At 67.7% G+C, this 24355-nt stretch carries 23 protein-coding genes, 1 other RNA gene and 1 pseudogene; 14 read left to right on the forward strand and 11 right to left on the reverse strand.

All coding sequences use genetic code 11. The features are described from left to right. Positions 1–95 precede the first annotated feature (95 nt). The gene (locus tag DPR14_RS23445; RefSeq protein ID WP_158047298.1) at positions 96–1313 is read right to left on the reverse strand and encodes a polyhydroxyalkanoate depolymerase; all 1218 of its coding nucleotides are present in this window, start codon (positions 1311–1313) and stop codon (positions 96–98) included. A gap of 248 nt (positions 1314–1561) precedes the next feature. Here DPR14_RS23445 and DPR14_RS23450 point away from each other — a divergent pair, with 248 nt between their 5' ends. Then, on the forward strand, positions 1562–2221 hold the full coding sequence (locus DPR14_RS23450; RefSeq protein WP_158047299.1) for a glutathione S-transferase family protein: 660 nt from the start codon (positions 1562–1564) through the stop codon (positions 2219–2221). Positions 2222–2270: 49 nt separating this feature from the next. Here the strand turns inward: DPR14_RS23450 and DPR14_RS23455 are convergent, their stop codons facing one another. Beyond that, positions 2271–2891: a glutathione S-transferase family protein gene (locus DPR14_RS23455; protein WP_246148538.1), complete on the reverse strand. Its 621-nt coding sequence runs from the start codon at positions 2889–2891 to the stop codon at positions 2271–2273. Between the two features lie 155 nt (positions 2892–3046). Between DPR14_RS23455 and DPR14_RS23460 the strand changes: the two genes are divergently transcribed. Then, positions 3047–3820, forward strand: coding sequence for a class I SAM-dependent methyltransferase (locus tag DPR14_RS23460; protein WP_158047300.1), 774 nt, complete (start codon positions 3047–3049; stop codon positions 3818–3820). Here DPR14_RS23460 and DPR14_RS23465 read toward each other — a convergent pair. Beyond that, positions 3780–5273, reverse strand: a complete 1494-nt coding sequence (locus tag DPR14_RS23465) for a glycosyltransferase (protein ID WP_192499128.1) — start codon at positions 5271–5273, stop codon at positions 3780–3782. The two genes, DPR14_RS23460 and DPR14_RS23465, sit on opposite strands and share 41 nt — an antisense overlap. A 434-nt stretch (positions 5274–5707) precedes the next feature. On the opposite strand from DPR14_RS23465, the gene DPR14_RS23470 reads away from it, so the two are divergent. Beyond that, positions 5708–6034, forward strand: coding sequence for a DUF1476 domain-containing protein (locus tag DPR14_RS23470; RefSeq protein WP_158047302.1), 327 nt, complete (start codon positions 5708–5710; stop codon positions 6032–6034). A gap of 95 nt (positions 6035–6129) precedes the next feature. Next, positions 6130–6867 (forward strand): annotated as a pseudogene (locus tag DPR14_RS28465) (amidoligase family protein); the annotation flags it as partial. 191 nt (positions 6868–7058) lie between these two features. Here the strand turns inward: DPR14_RS28465 and DPR14_RS23480 are convergent. Both DPR14_RS23480 and DPR14_RS23485 read right to left on the reverse strand, forming a co-directional pair. Beyond that, positions 7059–8840: a sensor histidine kinase gene (locus DPR14_RS23480; protein WP_158047303.1), complete on the reverse strand. Its 1782-nt coding sequence runs from the start codon at positions 8838–8840 to the stop codon at positions 7059–7061. Between the two features lie 171 nt (positions 8841–9011). Continuing rightward, complete coding sequence (locus tag DPR14_RS23485; protein ID WP_158047304.1) at positions 9012–9950, reverse strand: LysR family transcriptional regulator; 939 nt, start codon at positions 9948–9950, stop codon at positions 9012–9014. 146 nt (positions 9951–10096) lie between these two features. On the opposite strand from DPR14_RS23485, the gene DPR14_RS23490 reads away from it, so the two are divergent. From DPR14_RS23490 to DPR14_RS23535, 10 genes are all read left to right on the forward strand, one after another. After that, positions 10097–11563, forward strand: coding sequence for a ribulose-bisphosphate carboxylase large subunit (locus DPR14_RS23490; protein ID WP_158047305.1), 1467 nt, complete (start codon positions 10097–10099; stop codon positions 11561–11563). Positions 11564–11787: 224 nt separating this feature from the next. After that, positions 11788–12204, forward strand: coding sequence for a ribulose bisphosphate carboxylase small subunit (locus DPR14_RS23495; protein ID WP_158047306.1), 417 nt, complete (start codon positions 11788–11790; stop codon positions 12202–12204). Positions 12205–12216: 12 nt separating this feature from the next. Further along, entirely contained in the window at positions 12217–12927 is a 711-nt protein-coding gene (rpe, locus tag DPR14_RS23500; RefSeq protein ID WP_158047307.1) for a ribulose-phosphate 3-epimerase, read from the forward strand. Further along, on the forward strand, positions 12924–13823 hold the full coding sequence (gene cbbX / locus DPR14_RS23505) for a CbbX protein (protein WP_158047308.1): 900 nt from the start codon (positions 12924–12926) through the stop codon (positions 13821–13823). The genes rpe and cbbX overlap by 4 nt, the downstream gene beginning before the upstream one ends. Before the next feature lie 64 nt (positions 13824–13887). Continuing rightward, complete coding sequence (locus tag DPR14_RS23510; protein WP_158047309.1) at positions 13888–14982, forward strand: class 1 fructose-bisphosphatase; 1095 nt, start codon at positions 13888–13890, stop codon at positions 14980–14982. Between the two features lie 4 nt (positions 14983–14986). Further along, positions 14987–15862, forward strand: coding sequence for a phosphoribulokinase (locus DPR14_RS23515; RefSeq protein ID WP_158047310.1), 876 nt, complete (start codon positions 14987–14989; stop codon positions 15860–15862). A gap of 37 nt (positions 15863–15899) precedes the next feature. Beyond that, positions 15900–17930: a transketolase gene (gene tkt, locus DPR14_RS23520; protein ID WP_158047311.1), complete on the forward strand. Its 2031-nt coding sequence runs from the start codon at positions 15900–15902 to the stop codon at positions 17928–17930. A 32-nt stretch (positions 17931–17962) separates the two neighbouring features. Then, positions 17963–19009 (forward strand): class II fructose-bisphosphate aldolase, encoded by a 1047-nt coding sequence (gene fba, locus DPR14_RS23525; protein ID WP_158047312.1) that lies wholly within the window; start codon positions 17963–17965, stop codon positions 19007–19009. A 91-nt stretch (positions 19010–19100) separates the two neighbouring features. After that, a complete protein-coding gene (locus tag DPR14_RS23530; protein WP_158047313.1) occupies positions 19101–19451 on the forward strand; it encodes a DUF6883 domain-containing protein in 351 nt (116 codons plus the stop codon). Then, the gene (locus DPR14_RS23535; RefSeq protein WP_158047314.1) at positions 19448–19672 is read left to right on the forward strand and encodes a DUF4926 domain-containing protein; all 225 of its coding nucleotides are present in this window, start codon (positions 19448–19450) and stop codon (positions 19670–19672) included. The genes DPR14_RS23530 and DPR14_RS23535 overlap by 4 nt, the downstream gene beginning before the upstream one ends. Positions 19673–19738: 66 nt before the next feature. Here DPR14_RS23535 and DPR14_RS23540 read toward each other — a convergent pair whose 3' ends face one another. The 6 genes from DPR14_RS23540 to DPR14_RS23565 all read right to left on the reverse strand — a co-directional run bounded on the left by DPR14_RS23540 (position 19739) and on the right by DPR14_RS23565 (position 24320). After that, positions 19739–20311 carry a hypothetical protein gene (locus DPR14_RS23540; protein WP_158047315.1) on the reverse strand — a complete coding sequence of 191 codons (573 nt, stop codon included), beginning with the start codon at positions 20309–20311 and terminating at the stop codon, positions 19739–19741. Next, positions 20311–20508, reverse strand: coding sequence for a hypothetical protein (locus DPR14_RS23545; protein WP_158047316.1), 198 nt, complete (start codon positions 20506–20508; stop codon positions 20311–20313). The genes DPR14_RS23540 and DPR14_RS23545 overlap by 1 nt, the downstream gene beginning before the upstream one ends. 167 nt (positions 20509–20675) lie before the next feature. Next, positions 20676–21066, reverse strand: a transfer-messenger RNA (tmRNA) gene (gene ssrA / locus DPR14_RS23550). Positions 21067–21107: 41 nt separating this feature from the next. Then, positions 21108–22523, reverse strand: a complete 1416-nt coding sequence (uxaC, locus tag DPR14_RS23555) for a glucuronate isomerase (protein WP_158047317.1) — start codon at positions 22521–22523, stop codon at positions 21108–21110. 7 nt (positions 22524–22530) lie between these two features. After that, a complete protein-coding gene (locus DPR14_RS23560; protein ID WP_158047318.1) occupies positions 22531–23808 on the reverse strand; it encodes a TRAP transporter large permease in 1278 nt (425 codons plus the stop codon). Further along, positions 23805–24320: a TRAP transporter small permease gene (locus DPR14_RS23565; protein WP_158047319.1), complete on the reverse strand. Its 516-nt coding sequence runs from the start codon at positions 24318–24320 to the stop codon at positions 23805–23807. Before DPR14_RS23565 ends, DPR14_RS23560 begins: the two co-directional genes overlap by 4 nt. Positions 24321–24355 lie beyond the last annotated feature (35 nt).

The raw sequence follows: 24355 nt of genomic DNA on the forward strand, positions 1-24355 counted from the left end.
GGTGGATTGGCGAGGTTTGACTCGCCGCCGGGGAAGACCGGCGGCCCCGGCGCCCGGTCGGGCACCCTTGGCCGGGGACCCCTGGCCGGGGACCCTCAGTCGTTGGCCTGGATGATCATGCGCAGCATGGGATAGACCTGCCCCGACCAGCGCCGGCCGTTGAACACGCCGTAATGGCCGGCCCCGGCCTGGAGGTGGTGGTGCTTCAGGTGCGGGCGCAGGCCGGTGCACAGGTCCTGGGCCGCCAGCGTCTGGCCGACCGAGCAGATGTCGTCGTTCTCGCCCTCGACGGTGAACAGGGCGGTGCGGCGGATCGCGGCGGGATCGACCCGTTGGCCGTGCCATTCAAGCCGGCCCAGCGGCAGCGCGTGCTCCTGGAAGATCAGCCGGACCGTCTGCAGGAAGAACTCGGCCGGCAGGTCCATCACGGCCAGGTACTCGTCGTAGAAGGTGCGGATTGCGCGCGCCTTCTCCTCCTCCCCGGCGACCAGATGCTCGTACATGTCGCGGAACGCCTTGACGTGCCGCTCCAGGTTCATCTGCATGAAGGCGGCGAGTTGCACGAACCCGGGATAGACCCGCCGCATGGCGCCGGCATGGCGCAGCGGCACGGTCGAGATCATCTTCTCCTCGAACCACTTGATCGGCTTGCTCATGGCGAGCTCGTTGACCTTGGTCGGGCTGACCCGGGTGTCGATCGGGCCGGCCATCAGCGTCATGCTGCGCGGCTGGGAGTGGTTGTCGGACTGGGCCATCACCGCGACCGCCGCCAGCACCGCGACCGAGGGCTGGCAGACCGCCACCACGTGACAGTCGCGCCCCAGGAATTCGAAGAAGCCGATCAGGTGGTCGACATAGGAGTCGAAGTCGAACAGGCCTTCCGACAGCGGCACGTCGCGGGCATTGTGCCAGTCGGTGATGTAGACGTCGTGCTCGGCCAGCATGGTCTGGCAGGTGCCGCGCAGCAGGGTCGCGAAGTGCCCGGACATGGGGGCCACCACCAGCACCCGCGGCTCCTGCGCCTGGATGTCCTTCCTGAAGCGGACCAGCGAGCAGAACGGGGTGCGGTGGACCACCTCCTCGGTCACGCCCACCTCCCGGTGGCCCACCTCGACCGAGCGGATGCCGAAATCGGGGCGGGTGTGGGTGGTGCCCATGCAGGCCATCACCTCCAGCGCCGCCGACAGCCGGCGCCCCATCCCGCCGGTACCGATCCCCGGCCAGGGCTGGCCGAAGACGGCGCTTGAACTCCTCGCCATCCAGCGCAGCGGATCAAGGATGTCGGAATGGTGCTGGTACATCTGGTAAATCATACGCGCTCACCCGATCCGCTGAGTGGAATGCTTGATTTCAAAACAAACGAAGCACCTGCCGAAAACTTGATTGCACAAGAATTCGGCAGTCCGCCGAAGAAATAATCGTCACGATCCACACTTCCCGGCCCTTCCGAAATGATAGGCAAAACCCCGGTTCAGCGACAGCGTTTCCTCTGGACTTGGAAGTGCCGCGCACGCGATCCTTGGGGCATCGAACGGCACCCCGCCCAGAAGGGATTCCAGCCATGGCCGAAGCCACCCTCGTCATCAGCAGCAAGAACTATTCCTCATGGTCGCTTCGGGGCTGGCTCCTGGCTCGGATGGCGGGGCTGAAATTCGAGGAGCGGATCATTTCCCTCGACGACTCCTCGGCCAAGGCGGAGATCCTGCTGCTCTCCCCGTCGATCCTGGTGCCCTGCCTGATCCATGGCGGCAACTCGGTCTGGGACACGCTGGCGATCGGCGAGTACCTCAACGAGATCAGGCCGGCCGGCAAGGGCCTGCTGCCCGAGGCGCCGGGCGCGCGCGCCCACTGCCGCTCGATCTGCGGGGAAATGCATTCCGGCTTCGCCGGGCTGCGCTCGGCGCTGCCGATGAACCTGAAGCGGCATTATCCCGGCTTCAAGGTATGGGCGGGAGCGCTCGCGGATATCGAGCGGATCGCCGATATCTGGCGCGACTGCCTGGGAAAATACGGCGGCCCGTACCTGTTCGGCGCCACGCCGACCATGGCCGACGCGATGTACGCGCCGGTGACCACCCGCTTCCAGACCTACGACGTCAAGCTGGACAAGGTCTGCGCGGATTATTGCTCGACGATCCTGTCACTGCCCGACATGGCCGAATGGTTCGAGGCCGCCAGGCTGGAACCCGACGAACTGCCGGAGCTTGACGCGGAGTTCTGAGGAACCCGCTGCGCAAGCCCTTCGGAAGTTCGCCGGGGACGGCCGGCAGTCAGGCCCCCGCCGCGTCGATCGCGAGCGCCCGCTTGAAGGCCGGGCGATCCAGGCAGCGCGCGACGTAGGTCTCGAACGCGGGGCGGCGCGGCACGATGTCGATGATGTCCATGCCGTAATGCAGGTCGATGCCGAGCAGAACGTCGGCGGCGGAGAAGCGGTCGCCCAGGATCCAGCCGCCCCGATTCCCGGCATCGGCCAGGGCCTCCTCCAGGACCGCGAAGACGCGGTCGAAACTGCCCCATCCCGTGGCGGCGCTGTCGGTCGTCCAGCCGTTCATCCGCTCGGAAAAGGCGGGGTCCACGCAACCGGCGGAGAAGAACAGCCACTGGAGATAGCGGCCGCGCGCCGGGTCGCCGACCGGCGGCGCCAAGCCCGCTTCGGGGCAGCGGTCGGCCACATAGGCGCAGATCGCCGCCGACTCGGCCACGACGGCGTCCCCGTCCATCAGCGCCGGGACCTTGGCCATGGGATTGACGCGGCGGTATTCCGGACCGAACTGCGCCCCGGTGGAAAGATCGACCAGAACCCGCTCATAGGCGCAGCCCGCCTCCTCCAGCAACCACAGCGCCCGCATCGACCGCGTCCGCGGCGTCCAGTACAGCGTCATCACAGTCATGGCCCTCGCCTCCCCATAAGTTTTGAAAAGACACCCGACAAAAAGAACAATACGTGAACAAACTGACCCTGTCCAGCCGTGTCGGAGCGGCCTGTACCGTGGGGGTATATGACGATAGGCTCGGCGGGATCACCGCGTGAAATCGGGAGGGGAGCATGGCGGCTTCGCCGACGGACCGGAACATCCAGGATTCATGGCACGACAATGCCGGGCGGTGGACCTTGGCGGTGCGGTCGGGAGCGATCGCCAGCCGCCGGGCGGGAACCGACTCGGCCATCGTCGAGGCCGTCGCCCGCCTGCGTCCCGCCGCCGTCCTGGAGCATGTCCTGGACCTCGGCTGCGGCGAGGGCTGGCTCGCCCGCCGCCTGCGCGATGCGGCGGGTTGCCGGGTCACCGGCGCCGACGGCAGCGCCGAACTGATCCGCCTGGCCCGCGAGGCCGATCCGGACGGCCGCTATCTTCATGCCGATTACGCCGCGATCGTCGCCGACCCCGGTTGCCTCGGCGGACCGTTCGATGCCGTCGCGGCCAATTTCTCGCTCCTGGACGAGGATCTGTCGGGCTTGCTCCGGGCCCTGGCGGTCTGCGCGCCGGCCGGCGGGCTGGTGATCCAGACGGTGCATCCCTGGACCGCCTGCGGCGGAGGTCCCTATGCCGACGGCTGGCGCGAGGAGAGCTTCGCCGGGTTCGGCGGCTCCGGCGGCCCCGGCGGCGAGGCCTGGAGCCCGATGCCCTGGTATTTCCGGACGCTCGAAACCTGGATCGGGGACCTGCGGGACGGCGGCTGGCGGGTGGCCGACCTGCGGGAGCCGGCCGACCTGCGGACCGGCCGGCCGCTCTCGCTGGTGCTGACCTGCATGGCGATCCCGGCGGAACGCTCGGGCCGGGTTACGGCATCACCGCGCGAAGCACCTGCCAGCGCTCCCTGAACAGCGCGCCGCCGACCACGGCCAGCCCCAGGATGGTCGTGCCGAGCAGGGGCGAGTACCAGCCCTCGTGCAGCACCATCGTGAAGAACAGGCAGCTCCCCAGCACGATCTCCGGAATGCCGGTCGGGCCGGCCCGGCGCACCGGCACCGGCACCGGCACCGGGCGGACTCCCAGTATTCCCTGCCCGCCGCCGATCTTGGGCGTGCGCACGAAGGGCGACTGCCGGCCCATGGCGGCCTCGTAGACCGCGCGCGAGTTGGACAGGATCAGGCCAGAGGTCAGCGTCATCGCCGCCAGCACGCTCAGCGGGACGGCGCTCAGGGGCCGCCGGCCCAGCGCCACCTGGCCCAGGGTGACGAAGGTGGTCGCCGAGAACACGCCCATGGCGGTCGCGACCAGCCCCAGGACCGACAGCGCCAGCGGCTGCCGGCCGGCCTCCATCCAGAGCAGCGACAGCGAGGTGGTCAGGCACAGGGCCGCCAGCGGGCAGAACAGCGACTGCCCGACCTCCAGCGTCAGCGCCAGCTTGGACAAGGTGGGCAGGCGGGAGCGCCAGACCGCCGGCAGCAGCTTGCGGGCGACCTGGGCGAAGCCCTTGTTCCAGCGGTGCTGCTGGGTCCGCCAGGCGGCCAGCGTCGTCGGCAGCTCGCCGGGGGCCGCCACGTCGGGCGCATAGGCGGCGCGCCAGCCGGCGAGATGGGCGCGCACCGAGAGGTCCAGGTCCTCGGTCAGCGTGTCGGCGGTCCAGCCGCCGGCGTCGTCGATCGCCTCGCGCCGCCAGACGCCGCAAGTCCCGTTGAAAGGCAGCACCAGCCCGGTCGCCGAGCGGACCGACTGCTCCACCCCGAAATGGGCGTCCAGCATCACGGACTGGGCGCGGGTCAGCAGGTTCTGGCCGGCGTTCAGGTGCTCCCACCGGGCCTGCACGAAAGCAAGGTTGCGGTCCGCCGCCAGGATGGGAACGGTGCGCTTCAGGAAATCGGCCGGCGGGACGAAGTCGGCGTCGAAGATCGCGACGAAGGGGCTGTCGTCGCGGTCGAGCCCGTTGGCCAGCGCGCCCGCCTTGAACCCGGCGCGGTCGCGCCGGTGGATCACCGTGATGTCCACTCCGGTGAGGCGCAGTTCGTCGGCGAACCGCCTCGATATCTCCTCGGAACCGTCGGTGCTGTCGTCCAGCACCTGGATGGCGAGCCGGTCGCGCGGCCAGTCCAGATCAGCGGCGCGGATCGCCCGTTCGATCAGCATGCCCTCGTTGAAGGCGGGCAACTGCACCAGGACCCTCGGATAGTCCGCGAAGGACATGGCGGGCGGGCTCCCGGCCCCTTTGCGCGGGTCCCTCCGGCGGGAGCGCAGGAAGGCGACGGAGAGGCTGAGCAGATTGCAGCTGAGGGCGAACAGCATGACGAGGGAGAGGGAAAGAAGGAGGTACAAGAGCCACTGAACGACGGTCACGACAGGCATTCCCCGATCACTCTCTGTAATTTCCAAGAACGGCCGGTCGGCCGGTCGGCCGGTTTTCCAGCCCGCCCGCGAACCGGAGTGGAGCGCGGTCATCCGGTGAACACCCGGGCGCCGGCCAATAGTTCCGCTCCAGGGAGCGAAGTACATCCCTCGATATGCAGTCGCCCTGTGCCAAGGCGGTGATATCGTCGTCGCACGGATGTCCCCGCGATAGCGGCCCGCCCGAGGATTGAAGTGCCGCCCCGGCACCCCCACGTAATCTGGCATTGGGGGTCCGGGCCCCTCTGGCGGCGGCTCCAGCGAGCTCCGCGATGTCGGACCTCTCCACCTGCACGCCGTGCATCTGGAGGGTTCGGACCATGGTTCCTTCTCAGAAACCGCAGGCTGCAGGTCACCGTCAGCCCTTTCTCGCGAGGAGACCGCCGATGCCCGCTTCCCACCACAAGCATACCGTCCCCGAGCTCGACGCTCCCTGCCCGTTCGACGCGACCGACGGCTATGTGACCGCCCGGCGCAACCTGCTGCTCGGCCTGTGGGCGGGCCGCAGGCTGTCCCTCACCGGCACCGACCTGGAGACCTATGCGCGTTCCGTCGTCAAGGCCGACCGCGACGAGCCGGGGCACGAGGACGTGCTGCGCAAGGTGCGCGCCGACCTGAAGCAGGCCGGTTGCCCGGTGCCGGAAGCCGAGTTGACCAGCCGGCTGGTCGCCTGCCATGCGGAGGCGAGCCGCCAGTGCGCCGCGACGGACTGATGCCGGATCCGGCTTTCCGGCCCCGCTTCGAACCCTTGCCGGCCGCCCGCACCGCGGGCGGCGCGGTACGGCAGGTGGGTGTCGAGATCGAGTTCATGGGCGTCGGCGTCGCCGAGGCGGCGCGTACCCTGGCCGTCGGCCTGGGCGGACTGCCGCTGGAGGAGGACCCCCACGCCTTCACCATCCGCGGCACCGGGATCGGCGATCTCGCGGTCGAACTGGACCTCCGGCACACCCATCCCCAGCGCCATGCCGGCGCCCTGCGGCTCCGGCCGAGTCCCGCCGGCGCCGCTTGGCTGGGCAGGATCGCCGGCGGCATCGTCCCGCGCGAGCTGATCACGGCACCTTTGCCGCCGGACCGCCTGCCCGAGGTGGACAAGGCCGTCGCGGTGCTGCGGGACGCCGGCGCTACCGGGAACGGCGCCATCCGGTTCGGGTCGCCGGGATTTGGGTCGCCCCAGTTCGGATCGCTGGGCCTGCACTTCAACATCGACGTGCCCGGGCTGGAGGCCGGCTGCCTGGTGGCCCATCTGCGCGCCTTCATGCTGCTCGACCGCTGGCTGCGCTCGCCGCAGGCGGGACCCCACGGGACCCTCCCGGGAACGCGGGCCGCGACGCCGCCGCCCTATCCCGAGGAGTATGTCCTGCGCGTCCTGCATCCGGACTACGCGCCGGACCTCGCCGGCTTCATGGACGACTACCTCGCGGCCAACCCGACCCGCGACCGCGGGCTGGACCTGCTGCCGCTGCTGCTGCACATCGATGCCGGCCGCGTCCGGCAGCGGCTGCCGCGGGAGAAGATCGGCGCGCGTCCCGTCTTCCATTACCGCGTGCCGCAGGCCCATGTCGGCGTGCCGGGCTGGAGCCTCGCGCCGGAATGGAACCGATGGGTGGCGGTCGAGCGGCTCGCCGGCGATCCGCTCCGGCTCGACCGGCTCAGCCGGGCCTGGCTGCTGTTCCGGGGCTTTCCGGTCGGGGGGGACGACGAGGACAGTGACGATCGCGGGGACGGCAGCGGCCGGGATCAGGCGGTCAGCCGGTCGTCCATCAGGCGCGCGGGCGGCAGCCCGACCCTGACCGTCGTGCCCCAGCCGAGCGAGCTTTCGATGACCAGCCGGCCGCCATGGGCCTTCACCAGGTGGGCGGCCAGCGGCAGCCCCAGTCCGGTGCCGCTGTGGCGCCGGCTCAGGGCGCTCTCGATCTGGCCGAAAGGCTCCAGCGCCTTGGCGACGCCTTCCGGAGACATGCCGATGCCGTTGTCCTCCACCCGGATCTCGACGCCGCCGTCGGCCTGACGGCCGACCCGGACGCGGACCTCGCCGCCGGGCGCGGTGAACTTGATCGCGTTGGTCAGCAGGTTGAGGATGATCTGGCGCAGCCGGAGCTCGTCGGCCCAGAGCAGCCGGACCGACCTGTCGGCGAAATGGGTGGCGATGTCGATGTTGCCGTCGCGGGCCATGGGTTCGACCAGGTGCCGGCAGGTCGCCACGACCCGGGGCAGGTCTACCGCCTCCTCGTGCAGCTCGACCCGCTCCGCCTCGGCCTTGGAGAAGTCCAGGATGTCGTTGATCAGCGCCAGCAGGTGCTGGCCGCTGCGGTGGATGTCCTCGGCGTAGTCCTGGTACCGGGCGCTGTTGGCGCCGAACATCGCGTCCCGGATGATCTCGGAGAAGCCGATGATCGCGTTCAGCGGGGTGCGCAGCTCGTGGCTCATGGACGCCAGGAACTGGGTCTTGGTCCGGCTCGCCTGCTCGGCCGACCGGCGCGCCGTCTCGCTCTCCTGGATCAGGCTTTCCACCTGGCGCAGCAGGGCGTCGAACTCCCGGGCCAGCGCGCCGATCTCGTCGCCGCGGTCCACCAGACCGGGCCGGGCGAGATCGCCCGTGGTGCGGATCGACAGGATATGGCCGGTCAGGGACAGCACCGGCGCCATGATCAGGCGGTTGAGCATCAGCCAGAGGATCACCAGGGCGGCTCCGCAGGCGACCACCAGCAGGGCCATGGCGAGCTGGACCGTGCGCCCCGCGGCCAGGGCGGCGTCGCGCGGCATGGTCATCCGGGCCAGCATCGCGTGATGGCCATGCATGTCGTCGATGATCCCGGTGGCGACCAGCACGTCGCCCCGGCGATCCAGCAGCGGCGGGTGATCGTGCCCGCCACGCTCCGGGAAGGCGGCACCGGTCGTCGGATCGCTGCGCAGGAACTCCACGTCGAGCTGCACCCGCCGGCGGACGGCGGCCTCCGTCTCCCCGTCGATGATGCGCCCGAACACCAGCATGCCCAGGACGGGGCCGCTCCGGTCGGTCGGCTGGATCGCGCGGGCCGCCATCATGATCGGCCCGCGGTCGCTCACGACGATCCCGTCGAATCCGGCGGAAGCATCGCCGGAAGGCGCCAGGGAAAGGATCCCGCGGGTCAGCCCGGCGGGCACGCCGTCGGTCAGCCGGTCGCCGTCGAGCGATGTGCCGTAGACCAGGCTGTTGTCGGTCGCCACCATCAGCAGGACATCGGCCCCCATGTCCCGGAGCACCGCCGCCGAGACGTTTCGCTCCGGAAACTCGGGCAGCCCTCCGGTCACGAAGGCCGCGGTCTCGTCCCACTTCGCCCAATCGTTGGTGTTCCGGCCGAACGCCTCGTTCTCCGCCGCCAGTGCCTGCTCGACCCGAAGCAGGTTGCGCCGGGCCTCCTCTGCCTCGAGCATCTCGAATCCGGGAATCACGAGGGATTGCAGGAGGATCCAGCTGACGGCGATCATCAGCGCGGCGATCAGGGCCATGACCGACAGAATCTTCAGGCGCAGCGACATGAACGAACTCCGGGGCGGCGATCCCCAGGTGAGGAACACTCGAAACCGGTACCTATTCTAGCGCAACTTTTCCCCTCTTTGTAGTGATAGGCTGCCTATTTAGATAGTATTATGTAAATACTCTGAGAAGATCGGAAAATTGCCCCGGTCCCGCAAGTTCTTTCCAGCATCTCATTCCGTGGCCTGGTAGGCGCTCTCGATCCCGGCGATCAGGGACTTTCCCTCGGCCAGCAGGAAGCGGCGGAGCTGGGTATGGACCGGCAGCAGGGGCATGTGGCGCCGCCAGGCCACGAACCAGTTCCTCATCAGCGGCAGTCCCTGCACCGGGAGGACGGTCAGCAGCCCCATGCGCAGTTCCAGCACGATGGTATGGCGGGAGATCAGGGCCACGCCCATCCCGGCCATGACCGCCTGCTTGATCGTCTCGTTGCTGCTCGACGTCAGCGCGATATGGGGCGTGAAGCCGGCGCCGCGGAAGAAATTCTCCATCAGCGCGCGGGTGCCCGACCCTTCCTCGCGGACGATGAAGCGCTCCTCCGCCAGCCCGTCCAGCGGGATGTCCGTCCGCCCCGCCAGCCTGTGCCCCGGCGGGGCGATCAGGACGGACGGGTGCGGCGCGAAAGGATCGGCCGCCACGTCGGCGTCGTCGGGCGGCTTGCCCATGACCGCGATGTCCACCTCCCCCGACAGCAGGGCCGCGATGATGTCGCGGCGGTTGCCCTCGTGCAGATGGATGGCGATCCGCGGGTACTCGGCCTGAAAGCGCGACAGCATCCGGGGCATGATGTACTTGGCGGTGCTGACCAGTCCGATACGGGCATGGCCGCCGCTCAACCCCTTCAGCTCCCGCATCCGCTCGTCGGCGTCGGACAAGGCCTTCAGCACGACCGAGGCGTATTCCAGCAGGGCCGCGCCGGCCTCCGTCAGCACCACCCGGCGGCCGACCCGCTCGAACAGGGCGAAGCCGCAAAGCCCCTCGATCTGCTTGATCTGGAAGGACACCGCCGCCGGGGTCAGCCCGAGCCGCTCGGCCACGCGGGCGAAGGACAGCGAGTGCGCCGCCTCCACGAAGACCTGGAGCTGGCGGATCGTGGAATGCCGGAGGGTCATCGATATCGCATCATTGACAAGGGATCCCTAGGGTAAACGGTCAAAACATTTGAATTTTACTTAACGTCTTCCGCTGTTACCGTCAAGGCCAAGTCAATCGCAGCACGCCTGGAAACCTCCAGGTCGAACGCGGGAGGAAAAGAACAATGGAAGTGGTCGCGGATCGCGTCATCACCGACAAGAAGGCCCGCTACAAGCCGGGTGTCCTCAAGTACAAGCAGATGGGTTACTGGGACCCCGACTACGAGGTCAAGGATACCGACATCCTCGCCGCGTTCCGGATCACGCCCCAGGACGGCGTCGATCCGGAGGAAGCCGCCGCGGCCGTCGCCGGCGAGTCCTCCACCGCGACCTGGACCGTGGTCTGGACCGACCGCCTGACCGACTGCGAGAACTACCGCGCCAAGGCCTACCGGGTCGATCCGATCCCGGGTGCTCCCGACCAGTACATGGCCTACATCGCCTACGACCTCGATCTGTTCGAGGAAGGCTCGATCGCCAACTTGACCGCCTCGATCATCGGCAACGTCTTCGGCTTCAAACCCTTGAAGGGCCTGCGTCTCGAGGACATGCGCATCCCGACCGCCTACCTGAAGACCTTCCAGGGACCCGCGACCGGCATCATCGCCGAGCGCGAGCGGCTGAACAATTACGGCCGTCCCCTGCTGGGCGCCACCATGAAGCCGAAGCTGGGCCTGTCCGGCCGCAACTACGGCCGGGTCGTCTACGAGGCGCTGAAGGGCGGCCTGGACTTCACCAAGGACGACGAGAACATCAATTCCCAGCCCTTCATGCACTGGCGCGACCGCTTCCTCTACTGCATGGAAGGGGTCAACAAAGCGATCGCAGAGACCGGCGAGATCAAGGGCACGTACCTGAACGTCACCGCCGCCACCATGGAGGACATGTACGAGCGGGCGGAGTTCGCGAAGGAGCTTGGCAGCGTCATCATCATGATCGACCTGGTGATCGGCTACACCGCCATCCAGTCCATGGCGAAGTGGGCCCGCAGGAACGACATGATCCTGCACCTGCACCGCGCCGGGCACTCGACATACACCCGGCAGAAGTCGCACGGCGTGTCGTTCCGGGTGATCGCCAAGTGGATGCGCATGGCCGGCGTCGACCACATCCACGCCGGCACCGTCGTCGGCAAGCTGGAGGGCGACCCCAGCGTGATCCGCGGCATCTACGACACCTGCCGCGAGACCCATGTGCCGAAGCGGCTGGAGCACGGCATCCTGTTCGACCAGCCCTGGGCCAGTCTGAAGAAGATGATGCCGGTGGCGTCCGGCGGCATCCATGCCGGGCAGATGCACCAGCTCCTGACCTATCTGGGCGACGACGTGGTGCTCCAGTTCGGCGGCGGGACGATCGGCCACCCCGGCGGCATCCAGGCCGGGGCCATCGCCAACCGCGTGGCGCTGGAGACCATCGTCAAGGCCCGCAACGAAGGGCGCGACATCTGGAACGAGGGGCCGGAGATCCTGGCCAGGGCGGCGAAATGGTGCCAGCCGCTGCGCGCGGCGCTGGATACCTGGAAGGACGTGACGTTCGACTACGCCTCGACCGACAGCGTGGACTACGTCCCGACCCCGACGCCCGCGTTCTAGCGGTCCGCCACAGTGGTTCTGATCGGTTCGCCGTAGGTCGGCCTCGGCCGAAGGCCGACGCCGACAGCGCGGCCGGAGAGTGGATGCAATGTGTCGGCGTTCGCCCTGACGGGCGAAGGCCGACCTACGGAGCTCCGCTCGGCCGACCTCATCAAGACCACCAGGACCCGTTCCACGGGACACCCTCCCGCCTCCTCGCCGCGAACTCAAGAAGGACCATTCCCATGCGCCTGACCCAGGGTCAGTTCTCGTTCCTTCCGGACCTGACGGACGACGAGATCAAGCAGCAGATCACCTACGCGCTCGGCCAGGGCTGGGCCGTCGCGATCGAATCCACCGACGATCCCCACCCCCGCAACACCTATTGGGACATGTGGGGCACCCCGATGTTCGACATCGTCGACGCCGCCGGCGTGATGATGGAGGTCAACGCCTGCCGCAAGGCGAACAAGGGCAAATACGTCAAGGTGCTGGCCTTCGACGCGGGCAAGGGCTTCGAGAGCATCCGCATGTCCTTCATCATCGACCGCCCGGCCGACGAGAAGGGTTTCGAGCTGGTCCGCGCCGAGGGACCCGGCCGCCAGGTCAACTACACCATCCGCAGCTACGCGACCGAGAAGCCCATGGGCGCGCGGTATTGAGGGAGTGACACCATGAGCAGCGGCGGCTTCCGGATCGCCCCCAGCATCCTGTCGGCCGATTTCGCCCGGCTGGGCGAAGAGGTCGAGAACGTCATCGCGGCGGGCGCCGATATCGTCCACTTCGACGTGATGGACAACCACTACGTTCCCAACCTGACCATCGGGCCGCTCGTCTGCGAAGCGATCCGGCCCCGCACCCGCGCTCCGATCGACGTCCACCTCATGGTCAAGCCGGTGGACGCGCTGGTGCCGATGTTCGCCAAGGCGGGCGCCGACATCATCTCGTTCCACCCGGAAGCGTCGGAGCATGTGGACCGCACCCTGGCGCTGATCCGGGACCATGGCTGCAAGGCGGGACTGGCCTTCAACCCGGCCACGCCGCTCCAGTACCTGGACCATGTGATGGACCGGCTCGACCTGATCCTGGTCATGTCGGTCAACCCCGGCTTCGGCGGCCAGAGCTTCATCCCCGAGGCCCTGGCCAAGATCGCCCGGATCCGCCGCCGGATCGACTGCCACGCGGCGGAGAGCGGACGTGACATCTGGCTGGAGGTGGACGGCGGCATCAAGGCCGGCAACATCCGCGCCGTCGCGGAGGCCGGGGCCGACACCTTCGTCGCCGGCTCGGCGATCTTCGGTGCCCGCGGCGCCGACGGCTCCTACACCCAGGTGCTGGCCGACATCCGGAACGCCCTGGAACCGGCGGCGCGGAGGGCGGCATGACCGCGCTGGCAACAGACACCCAGGCATCACCCGCCACTTCGGTCGATCTCGACGCGCTCTACGCCGCATCGAACATCGGCGAGATCCTGGACCAGCTCGACCGCGAACTGGTCGGCCTCGTCCCGGTCAAGGCCCGCATCCGCGAGATCGCGGCCCTGCTGCTGATCGACCAGGCGCGCCGCCAGCTCGGCCTCGCGACCGACCCGCCGTCGCTGCACATGAGCTTCACCGGCAACCCCGGCACGGGCAAGACGACGGTGGCCCGGCGCATGGCGGGCATCCTGCACCGCCTGGGATATATCCGCCGCGACCACGTGGTGTCCGTGACCCGCGACGACCTGGTCGGCCAGTATATCGGCCACACCGCGCCCAAGACCAAGGAGGCCCTGAAGAAGGCGATGGGCGGCGTGCTGTTCATCGACGAGGCCTATTATCTCTACCGGCCCGAGAACGAGCGCGACTACGGGCAGGAGGCGATCGAGATCCTGCTCCAGGTGATGGAGGACCACCGCGACGACCTGGTGGTCATCCTGGCCGGCTACAAGGACCGGCTGGATACCTTCTTCTCCAGCAATCCGGGCATGGGGTCGCGCATCGCCCACCACGTGGATTTCCCGGACTTCCGGTCGGACGAGCTGTTCGACATCGCGGAATCCATGGCCGGATCGATGCATTACCGCCTGTCCGGCGGGGCCGCCACGGCGCTCCGCGACTATATCGAGCGCCGCATGGAGCAGCCCCGCTTCGCCAACGCCCGCTCGATCCGCAACGCGCTGGACCGCGCCCGCCTGCGCCAGGCCAACCGGCTGTTCGCCCGGGGCGGCGTGCTCGACGCCGACATGCTGCAGACCATCGAGGAGGCCGACATCCGCGCCAGCCGCGTCTTTACTCAGTAGCCCCGCTACGCTTACAAACAAAACAAACAATAAGAACAACGACGATTTCCCAGGGAGAAGTCAGATGCCGCATCGCAGCATGACGTTCGCGAAGTTCATCATCGAGGACCAGCGCCGACGCGGCGGTCCGGACGCCGAGCTGACCGCGCTGCTGAACGATGTCCAGACCGCCTGCAAGCTGATCGGGATCACCGTGTCGCGCGGGCCGCTCCACAAGCACCGGACCGCTCCCGGGATCAACGTCCACGACGAGGAGCAGAAGCCCCTCGACTTGACCGCCAACGAGATCATGCTCGACACCTGCAGCTGGGGCGGCAAGGTCTGCGGCATGGCGTCGGAGGAGATGGCCGAGCCCTGCACGGTTCCGCCGCCACACCGGAAGGGCCGCCACCTGCTGGTGTTCGACCCGCTCGACGGCTCCTCCAACATCGACGTCAACGTGACGGTCGGCACCATCTTCTCGATCCTGCGGGCACCGGAGGGGGATGCCGATCCGACCGAGGCCGACTTCCTGCGGCCCGGCACCGAGCAAGTGGCGGCTGGCTTCGCGCTCTACGGCCCGACCACCATGATCGTGGTGACGCTGGGCGCGGGCGTCCACGGCTTCACGCTGGACCGCGAGATCGGCAACTTCAACCTGACCCATCCCGACATGCGCGTGCCGGAGGAGACCGGCGAATTCGCGATCAACATGTCCAACGAGCGCTACTGGGAACCACCTGTCCAGCGCTACGTGGAGGAGTGCATCCGGGGCCAGACGGGACCCAGGGGCAAAGACTTCAACATGCGCTGGATCGCCTCGCTGGTCGCCGAGGTCTACCGCATCCTGATCCGCGGCGGGCTGTTCATGTATCCGTGGGACACCCGCGACGCTTCCAAGCCCGGCCGCCTGCGCCTCCTCTACGAGGCGAACCCCATGGCGATGATCCTGGAACAGGCGGGGGGTGCCGCCTCCACCGGCCGCGAGCGCATCCTCGACATGGTGCCGACGGCGCTGCACCAGCGGGTGCCGCTGATCCTGGGATCGAAATCCGAGGTCGAGCGCATCGTCCGCTACCACGAGGCCCACGACCGCGGCGAGGACGCGGTGTTCGACTCGCCCCTGTTCAACAAGCGCTCGCTGTTCCGCATGCCGGCCGGTGCTGCCGGAGGAGTGTGACCCCATGTCCGTCAAGCATCCCATCATCGCCATCACCGGATCGTCGGGCGCCGGCACCACCACGGTCCGGCACACCTTCCAGCAGATCTTCCGCCGGGAGCAGATCTCCGCCGCGATCATCGAAGGCGACGCCTATCACCGCTACGACCGCGCCGAGATGCGCCTACGCCTGGCCGATGCCCAGCGCCAGGGGCTGACCAGCTTCAGCCATTTCGGCCCCGAGGCGAACCTGTTCGAAGAGATCGAGGCGCTGTTCCAGCACTACGGCGAGACCGGCGCCGGGACGACGCGCAAATACCTGCACAACGCGGAGGAGGCGGCGCCCTACGGCCAGGAGCCCGGCACCTTCACCCCGTGGGAGCCCCTGCCTGAGCCGACCGACCTGCTGTTCTACGAGGGGTTGCACGGGGCCGTCAAAACCGGGACGGTCGATGCCGCCCGCCATGCCGACCTGCTGATCGGCGTCGTGCCGATCATCAACCTGGAATGGATACAGAAGCTCCACCGGGACAAGATCTCGCGCGGGCACAGCCAGGAAGCGATCGTCGACACGATCCTGCGGCGGATGCCGGACTACGTGAACTATATCTGCCCGCAGTTCTCGCTGACCGACATCAACTTCCAGCGCGTGCCGACGGTGGACACGTCCAACCCGTTCATCGCCCGCGACATCCCCAGCGCCGACGAGAGCATGCTGGTGATCCGGTTCCGCAACCCGCGGGGCATCGACTTCCCCTACCTGCTGTCGATGCTGAAGGACAGCTTCATGTCCCGACCCAACACCATCGTCTGCCCCGGCGGCAAGATGGCGCTCGCCATGCAGCTCATCATCACGCCGCTGATGTGGCAGCTGATGGACCGCAAGAAGAAGGCCCACTGAAAAGGGCAATCATAAAAACGCCCGCGGAGGAAACGCGATGACAGAGACGCTGACCGTCGAGGCCCAGGCCCCGGCGACCGACCGACGCATCCTGGCGAACGCGCTGCGCATGCTCGCGATCGACGCGGTGGAGAAGGCCAAGTCCGGCCATCCCGGCATGCCCATGGGCATGGCCGACATCGCGGAGACCCTGTGGAACCGTCACCTCCGCCACAATCCCGCCGACCCGCGCTGGCCCGACCGCGACCGCTTCGTTCTGTCCAACGGCCACGGCTCCATGCTGCTCTACGGGTTGCTGCACCTGACCGGCTACGACCTTGATCTGGACGAGCTGAAGAATTTCCGCCAGCTCCACTCCCGCACCCCCGGCCATCCGGAATGGGGAATCACGCCCGGCGTCGAGACCACCACCGGCCCGCTCGGCCAGGGCATCTGCAACGCGGTCGGCATGGCGCTGGCAGAACGGCTGCTCGCCGACGAGTTCAACCGTCCCGGCCACGCCGTCGTCGACCACCGCACCTTCGTCTTCGTCGGCGACGGCTGCCTGATGGAGGGCATCTCCCACGAGGCCTGCTCCCTGGCCGGCACGCTGGGGCTGGAGAAGCTGATCGTCTTCTACGACGACAACGGCATCTCGATCGACGGGCATGTCCAGGGCTGGTTCACCGACGATACCCCGGCCCGGTTCGAGTCCTACGGCTGGCGCGTGATCCGCGACGTGGACGGCCACGATCCCGCGGCCCTGGACGACGCCTTCGCCCGGGCCTTGGCCCCCGGCGGCAAGCCCGTCCTGGTCTGCTGCAAGACGGTGATCGGCTGGGGCGCCCCGAAGAAGGCGGGCACCCACGATGTCCACGGGGCTCCCCTGGGAGCCGACGAGACCGAAGCCACCCGACAGGCGCTCGGCTGGCCCCATCCCGCCTTCGAAATCCCCGCCGAAATCCGCGACGCCTGGGACGCCCGCCCGCGCGGCGCCAAACTTCAGCAGGACTGGCAGCGGCGATTCGACGCCTATGCCGCAGAGCATCCCGACCTCGCCACCGAGTTCACCCGCCGCATCGCCGGCCGGCTGCCGGACGGCTTCGCCGAGCGTGCGGAATCCTTCGTCACCGCCACGGCGGAAGCGGCCCAGACCGCCGCGACCCGCAAATCGTCCCAGCGCGCGATAGAGGCGCTGGCCCCGCTGCTGCCCGAACTGCTCGGCGGCTCCGCCGACCTGACCGGCTCCAACCTGACGAACTGGCCGGCCTGCCGGACGGTGGCGGGCACCGGCGGCGGCAACTACATCCATTACGGCGTGCGCGAGTTCGGCATGACCGCCATCGTCAACGGCATCGCCCTGCATGGCGGCTACATCCCGTTCGGCGGCACCTTCCTGGTGTTCTCCGACTATTCCAGGAACGCGCTCCGCCTGTCGGCGCTGATGGGGCTCGGCACCATCCAGGTGTTCACCCATGACAGCATCGGCCTGGGCGAGGACGGCCCGACCCACCAGCCCATCGAGCACGCCGCCAGCCTTCGGCTGATCCCCGGCATGGATGTCTGGCGCCCATGCGACGCGCTGGAGACCGCCGCCGCCTGGCGCGCGGCCGTGGAGCGGCGCGACGGCCCGACCAGCCTCCTGCTCTCCCGCCAGAACCTGCCCGCCCAGCCGGGCGGCGCCGAACGGGGCGGGGCCGCGGCGCGCGGCGGCTACGTGCTGGCGGAACCCGACGCAGGATCGCCGGAACTGGTCCTGATCGCGACCGGCTCCGAGGTTCCCCTCGCCATGGCCGCGCGCGACCTGCTGGCGGCCGACGGCATCGCGGCGCGGGTCGTGTCGATGCCGTCCACCACGGTGTTCGACCGCCAGGACGCCGCCTACCGGAAGGCCGTGCTGGGAACCGGCGTCCCCCGCCTCGCGGTCGAGGCCGGCCGGACCGACGGCTGGTGGAAATATGTCGGGCTGGACGGCGCCGTTGTCGGCATAGACCGCTTCGGCGAATCCGCCCCGGCGGAGGCGCTGTTCCCCTTCTTCGGGCTGACGCCCGAGCGGGTCGCCGAAACCGCCCGCGCGCTGCTCCGATAGAACGAAAACCGAAGAATCCCCCGGAGGAAACCATGGCTCTCGTCTCCATGCGCCAGCTGCTGGACCACGCCGCCGAGCACGGCTACGGCCTGCCCGCCTTCAACATCAACAACATGGAGCAGATCCGCGCGATCATGCTGGCGGCCGACGCCTGCGACAGCCCGGTGATCCTCCAGGCCTCGGCGGGGGCCCGCAAATACACGGGCGAAGCCTTCCTGCGCCATATGGTGGAGGCCGCGGTCGAGACCTGGCCGCACATTCCGATCGTGCTTCACCAGGACCACGGCGCCAGCCCGGCGGTGTGCCAGCGCTCGATCCGCTCCGGCTTCACCAGCGTCATGATGGACGGCTCGCTGATGGAGGACATGAAGACGCCGGCCAGCTTCGAGTACAATGTCCGCGTGACCCGGCAGGTGGTGGAGATGGCCCATCCGGTCGGCGTCTCGGTCGAGGGCGAGCTGGGCTGCCTGGGCTCCCTGGAGACCGGCCAGGCCGGGGAGGAGGACGGTTCCGGCGCCGAGGGGACGCTGGACCACGACCAGCTCCTGACCGACCCCGACCAAGCCGCGGAGTTCGTCGAGGCCACCGGCGTGGACGCGCTCGCCATCGCGATCGGCACCAGCCACGGCGCCTACAAGTTCTCCCGCCGCCCGACCGGCGATATCCTGGCGATCGACCGCATCCGGGAGATCCACGCCCGCCTGCCCAACACCCACCTGGTGATGCACGGCTCCTCCTCCGTGCCGCAGGAATGGCTCGACATCATCCGCGAGCATGGCGGCGAGATCAGGGAGACCTACGGCGTGCCGGTCGAGGAGATCCAGAAGGGCATCCGCTACGGCGTGCGCAAGGTCAACATCGACACCGACATCCGCCTCGCCATGACCGGCGCCGTCCGCCGCCTGCTGGCCCAGAAGCCCGACGAGTTCGACCCCCGCAAATTCTTCGCCGCCGCCCTGACCGCCGCCAGCGACCTCTGCCGCGCCCGGTTCGAGGCGTTCGGCAGCGCCGGCCAGGCGTCCCGGATCAGGCCCATGCCGATGGAGCGGGTGGCGGAAAGCTATATGGTCGCGGCTTGAGGGGGGAAGCGCGAAAGGCTTTGACTCGACGGTTGGTCCGAATGCAGGAGTAAGGCTCTCTGATCGAGATTGCAGGTGCCGAGCGCACGCCATGAACACTGTGCCGAACTCGCATCTAGCCGTGGTCGAGGAGAGCAAGATCAAAGAATACCTGCTATCCGAAAACCACCTGACAGAGCGCAACAAATCTGCCTACTTCCGTAGCTTTGGCTTTCAAGCCGACTCATCGAGCATCTTCAGCGACGCATTGCTCCTCCACCTGAGTACCAGTAACTGCATATCGGCAGCCTCATCGGAGTTCGGTACCAAGTACATCGTTAAAGGGCCGTTGCTTACGCCCGATGGAAGAAATCCGCAGATTAAAGTGGTTTGGTTCGTCGCGAGAAGTACTATCATCCCCAGGCTGGTGACAGCCTATCCGGCACGTGGAGGTCAGCGATGATCAAGGAACTCGACCCCGTCGTCTTGACCAAGGACCTTCCCGAGGAAGGACTGCAAGCCGGTGATGTGGGCTGCATCGTGATGGTCCATGCTGGTGGAGCTGGTTATGAAGTCGAATTTGCCACGCTGACGGGCGAAACCATCTCCGTCGTGACTGTTCCCGCCCACGCGGTCAGGGCAGTAGGCAATAGGGAAATCCCTCATGCGCGTATGGTGGCTTAGGATACTTGACCGACGCTTCGGGATCACGGCTCTTTCCCCCAGGGCCGAGCCCGACCGAACTCCGTCTCAGGAAGCAGGCCTATAGAATTTGTCGAATGGAGGCATGTCCAGGGGAGACGCCGTAGTCAATTTCGGGCAATGGGTTGCAATGACGTCGAAGGTTACGCCAAGCATCTCCTGATTGATGTGGCGTCGTGACAGGACATAAAGCAACTCGGGATGCCAGACCAGTGGACGAACCTTGAGGATCGTTTCGGATGCGAACCTGAGCGCCGCCAACTCCTGGAGCTTGCTGGACAGTTTCATCGCCCTCACGTCCGTCGGTTCCATGCCCGATGTATTCACATGGACGATGCGATACCGTGAAAGCCGGAATACGAGTATTCCAGCCAGCTTTCCGATCGAAAGCCCGTCGAACCTATCCGGCCCGCCAGACTTGGACGTCAGGGCGACGCGGCGCGTAACCATGATAATGAGATCCTTGCGAGCCTCACTCAACGCAAGGGACAGCTCGCTGCTTGAAACGTCGATCAGAGTGTCGGGCAACCCGTTCTCCTCCGCTATGGAAGAGACGGCTTCACAGAACAGGACCGCCAGATTGTCCTGAACGTCCAGCGGCAAAAGGTCCGGGTCCCGCATCAATCGAATTGCATCGCGTACTGGTAAAGAGGCTCCCAGTCCGGCTTTTCGGTTATGCGGTTGTTGATGATGGCCGATATGTCGGCTGCCGTGCGGACACCCGAATTGACATGGACTTCCGAAGACGCGACCACTCTGGCGGCTTGCAGTTCGCGGATGAATTGGCTGTTGCTCTTCTTGATGTCGGCCAACTTCATCGGTCGCGCTCTTCCCCAAAACTTCACATGCAAAATACCACTTTCGACGCAGGATTAGCAGTGGGATGGCAGATCAGTCAAGGGTTTCAGGTGAGCCAGGCCGCCGCATCGATGCGGTCGCTTCCCCTCGCCCGCACGCAAAAAGGGCGGGGTTGCCCCCGCCCTTCCTGGGAATATTCTGTTGCTAGGCCATTCCAGCCCCGCCTAGTTTCACCACGGCCACCGTTAGGCAGCTACGCGGAGATCCTGAGCATTGTGGTTGTCATTTGCGACATTCACAAGTTGTCGGACGAGCCTCTCCCCGAGGGGATCAGCGGGCGTACCTCACCCAACGTCTAAACGACCCTTATTCACCCACGTCGATCCTAATTCGCCCCCATAGGACAAGCCCTCACTCCGCAGAGGTTTGGCCTGATGGCCCGCAGGCCATGCCCCGCTCATCACGAGGTCTTTTGGTGGAGGCGGGGGGCATTGCAGCCCCCGTCCGCCAGGTCTTATATGATCGCAGTCTCGAACGGCCCGAAGGCCGCTCTGCAACGCTACCCTCTAGATAAGCCTTGGCGGCGGGATTCGCAAGCCCTTCCCGGGAGCGGCCAGCCTCACAGCCGGTAGGCCCTTTTCGCCAAGCGGTAAGCCAGGTCGACCGCCACCTCCCGCGCCTCGTCCTCGTCCAGCCGGTGCTCGGCCACCAGTCCGGCCAGATAGGCGCAATCGACCCGGCGGGCGACGTCGTGACGGGCCGGGATCGACGGGAAGGCCCTTGTGTCGTCGTTGAAGCCCACCGTGTTGTAAAAGCCCGCCGTCTCCGTGGTCTGCTCGCGGTAGCGGCGCATCCCTTCCGGGCTGTCGTGGAACCACCAGGCCGGGCCGAGCCGCAGGACGGGATAGTGCCCGGCGAGCGGCGCCAGCTCGCGCGCATAGACCGTCTCGTCCAGCGTGAACAGGATGACCGTGAGGTCCCGCTCGTTGCCGAACCGGTCGAGCAGCGGCTTCAGCGCGGAGACGAACTCGCCCCGCACCGGGATGTCGTCGCCCAGGTTCGGCCCGAAGGTGCGGCGCATCCAGTCATTGTGGCCGCGGTGGACGCCGGCATGGATCTGCATGACCAGCCCGTCCTCCAGGCTCATGCGGGCCATCTCCGTCAGCATCTGACCGCGGAACAGCTCGGCGTGGGCCGGGGTGGACCGGCCGGAGACGATGGTCTCGAACAGCGCCGCCGCCTGGTCCGGGGGCAGGTCCGCGGTGATTGCCGTCGGGTGGCCGTGGTCGGTCGCGGTCGCCCCGCACGCCATGAAGTCGCGCCGCCGCCGCGCCAGGGCGGACAGGTAGCCCTTCCAGCCAAGGGTGTCCTCGCCGGTGATCCTGCCCAGCGCCTCCAGGTTGGCGAGGAAGCCCGGGGTGTCCGGATCGACCACGGGGTCGGGCCGGAACGTCGTCACCACCCGTCCCCGCCACCCCGACGACCGGAGCGCCTTGTGGTGCTCCAGCGTGTCCAGCGGCGACTCGGTCGTGGCCAGCACCTCGATGTTGAACCGCTCGAACAGGGCGCGCGGCCGGAATTCCGGTTTCGCCAGGCAGTCGGCGATCCGGTCGTAGATCGCGTCGGCGGTGGCCGCCGACAGCCGCTCCGTCACCCCGAATACGCGCTCCAGCGAGTATTCCCACCACAGCCGGGTCGGCGTGCCCCGGTACAGGTGCCAGTGCTCGGCCACCGTGCGCCAGATCCGCCGCGGGTCGGCTTCGACCGGGCCTGTTCCGGCCGCTCCCCCGCCCAGCGGACTCACGCCCAGGCTCTCCAGCGGGATGCCCTGGCTGTACAGCATGCGCAGCAGGTAGTGGTCCGGCACCACCAGCAAGCGGGCGGGATCGGGGAACGCCTCGTCCAGGGCGAACCAGGCCGGGTCGGTATGGCCGTGCGGGCTGACGATGGGCAGGTCCCGGACCTCGGCATAGAGGCGACGGGCGATCGCCCGCGTGCCGGGATCGGCCGGGAACAGTCGGTCTTCATGCAGCATGGCGCTCTCACATCAGGGCGTTCGGCAGGAACAGGACCAGTCCGGGCCACAAGGTGAGGACCGCGACCAGCAGCAGGATCGTGAAGATGAAGGGCAGCGATTCGACCACGTATTCCTCCACCGGGCAGTCCAGCAGGCTGCATACGGTGTACATCGCGACCCCCACCGGCGGCGTCATCGATCCCAGCGTGACGATGGTCATCATGAGGATGCCGAAATGCACGGGATCGACGCCCAGCGGCGTCACGATCGGCAGGAAGATCGGCGTCAGCAGCAGCACCAGCACCGTGCTCTCGATGAACAGCCCGGCGACGAACAGGAAGAACAGCACCAGCGCCACCACCAGGATCGGCTCGCGCGTCAGCCCGGTCATCGCCTCGGCGATGCTCTGCGGCGCCTGCTCGAAGATGATGGCGTACCCGACCATGCCGGAGAACAGGATGATCAGCATGATCAGCCCGGTGTCCACCACGGCCTCGTACAGGGACTCCACCACGCCGGCCCAGGTCAGCTCCCGGTGCAGCAGGAACCCGACGATCGCGGCATAGATCACCGCGAAGGCGCCGACCTCCGACGGGGTGAACAACCCGCCGCGGATCGCGACCAGCAGCGCCACCGGGAACAGCAGCGCCCACTTGGCGTCGGCGACCGCCGCCCAGACCGACCGCAGGGTCGGCCGCTCGGTCAGTTCGGCGCGGTAACCGCGCCGGCGCGCGATCAGCCACACGGTGACCATCAGCCCGGCCATCATCAGCAGCCCGGGGATGACGCCGGCCAGGAAAAGCCGGCCGACCGAAACGTTGCCGACGAAGCCGTACAGGATCAGCCCCAGGCTCGGCGGGATGGTCGCCGTGATCAGCGAGCCCACCGCGATCGTGGCGCAGGTGAAGCCCTTGGAATAGCCCCGCGCGATCAGGCTGGGGCCGAGGATGCGCGCCTCCATCGCCGCGTCGGCCACCGCCGACCCGGAAACGCCGCCCATCAGGGTGGACAGCACGATGCAGACCTGGGCCAGTCCCCCCGACATCCACGACACCAGCACGCTGGAGCAGGCGATCAGCCGGGTGGTGATGCCGGTCCGGTTCATCATGTGGCCGGCCAGCACGAAGAACGGCACCGCCAGCAGCGGGAAGCTCTGGGACGCGGTCGCGACCTGCTGCACGCCGATCGACATCGGCATGATCTCGCTGGTCGCGAAGAACGAGAATCCGGCGATCCCGATGGCGAAGGCGATCGGCAGGCCGAGCCCCATCAGGACGAAGAAGGTGACGGCGAGCAGGGTCACGGAACGACCTCCTCGGCATGGATAGCGGATGGGGCGGCGAAGACGGGTTCAGGCCGGGTGCGCAGGCCACGCGCGGTCCGGACCATCTGGCCTGCCAAGGTGACGGCCAGCAGCAGGCACCCGGCCGGCACCGCGCCCGTCACGAAGGCGTAGCTGATCCCGCTGTCGCCGAACTGACGCTCCAGGTTCAGCATGGTCAGCTCGTAGCCCATGACGACCATGGTCAGCAGGAAGCCAAGCACCACGGCCCCCAGCACCAGGTCGAGCACCGCCCGGGCCGTCGCGGGCAGGCGCTTGACCAGATAGTCGATGCCGATATGGGCGCGCTTCCTCAGCGCCATGTCGGCGCCGAGGAAACTGACCCAGACGAACAGGAGCTGCGCCAGGTCCACCGACCAGACCAGGGGATGGCCGAACCAGCGCATGACGCCGGCGGCGAAGACGAGAAGCACGATGATCGCGAGGAGGAGCGTTGCCAGCAGCCCCTCCCCCTTGATCAGCCAGGATGTCATGACGGCGGTCCTTCGATCGCGACGGTGTCCTTGAC

It is taken from the genome of Skermanella pratensis, assembly GCF_008843145.1.
In the GTDB taxonomy this organism is placed as follows: domain Bacteria; phylum Pseudomonadota; class Alphaproteobacteria; order Azospirillales; family Azospirillaceae; genus Skermanella; species Skermanella pratensis.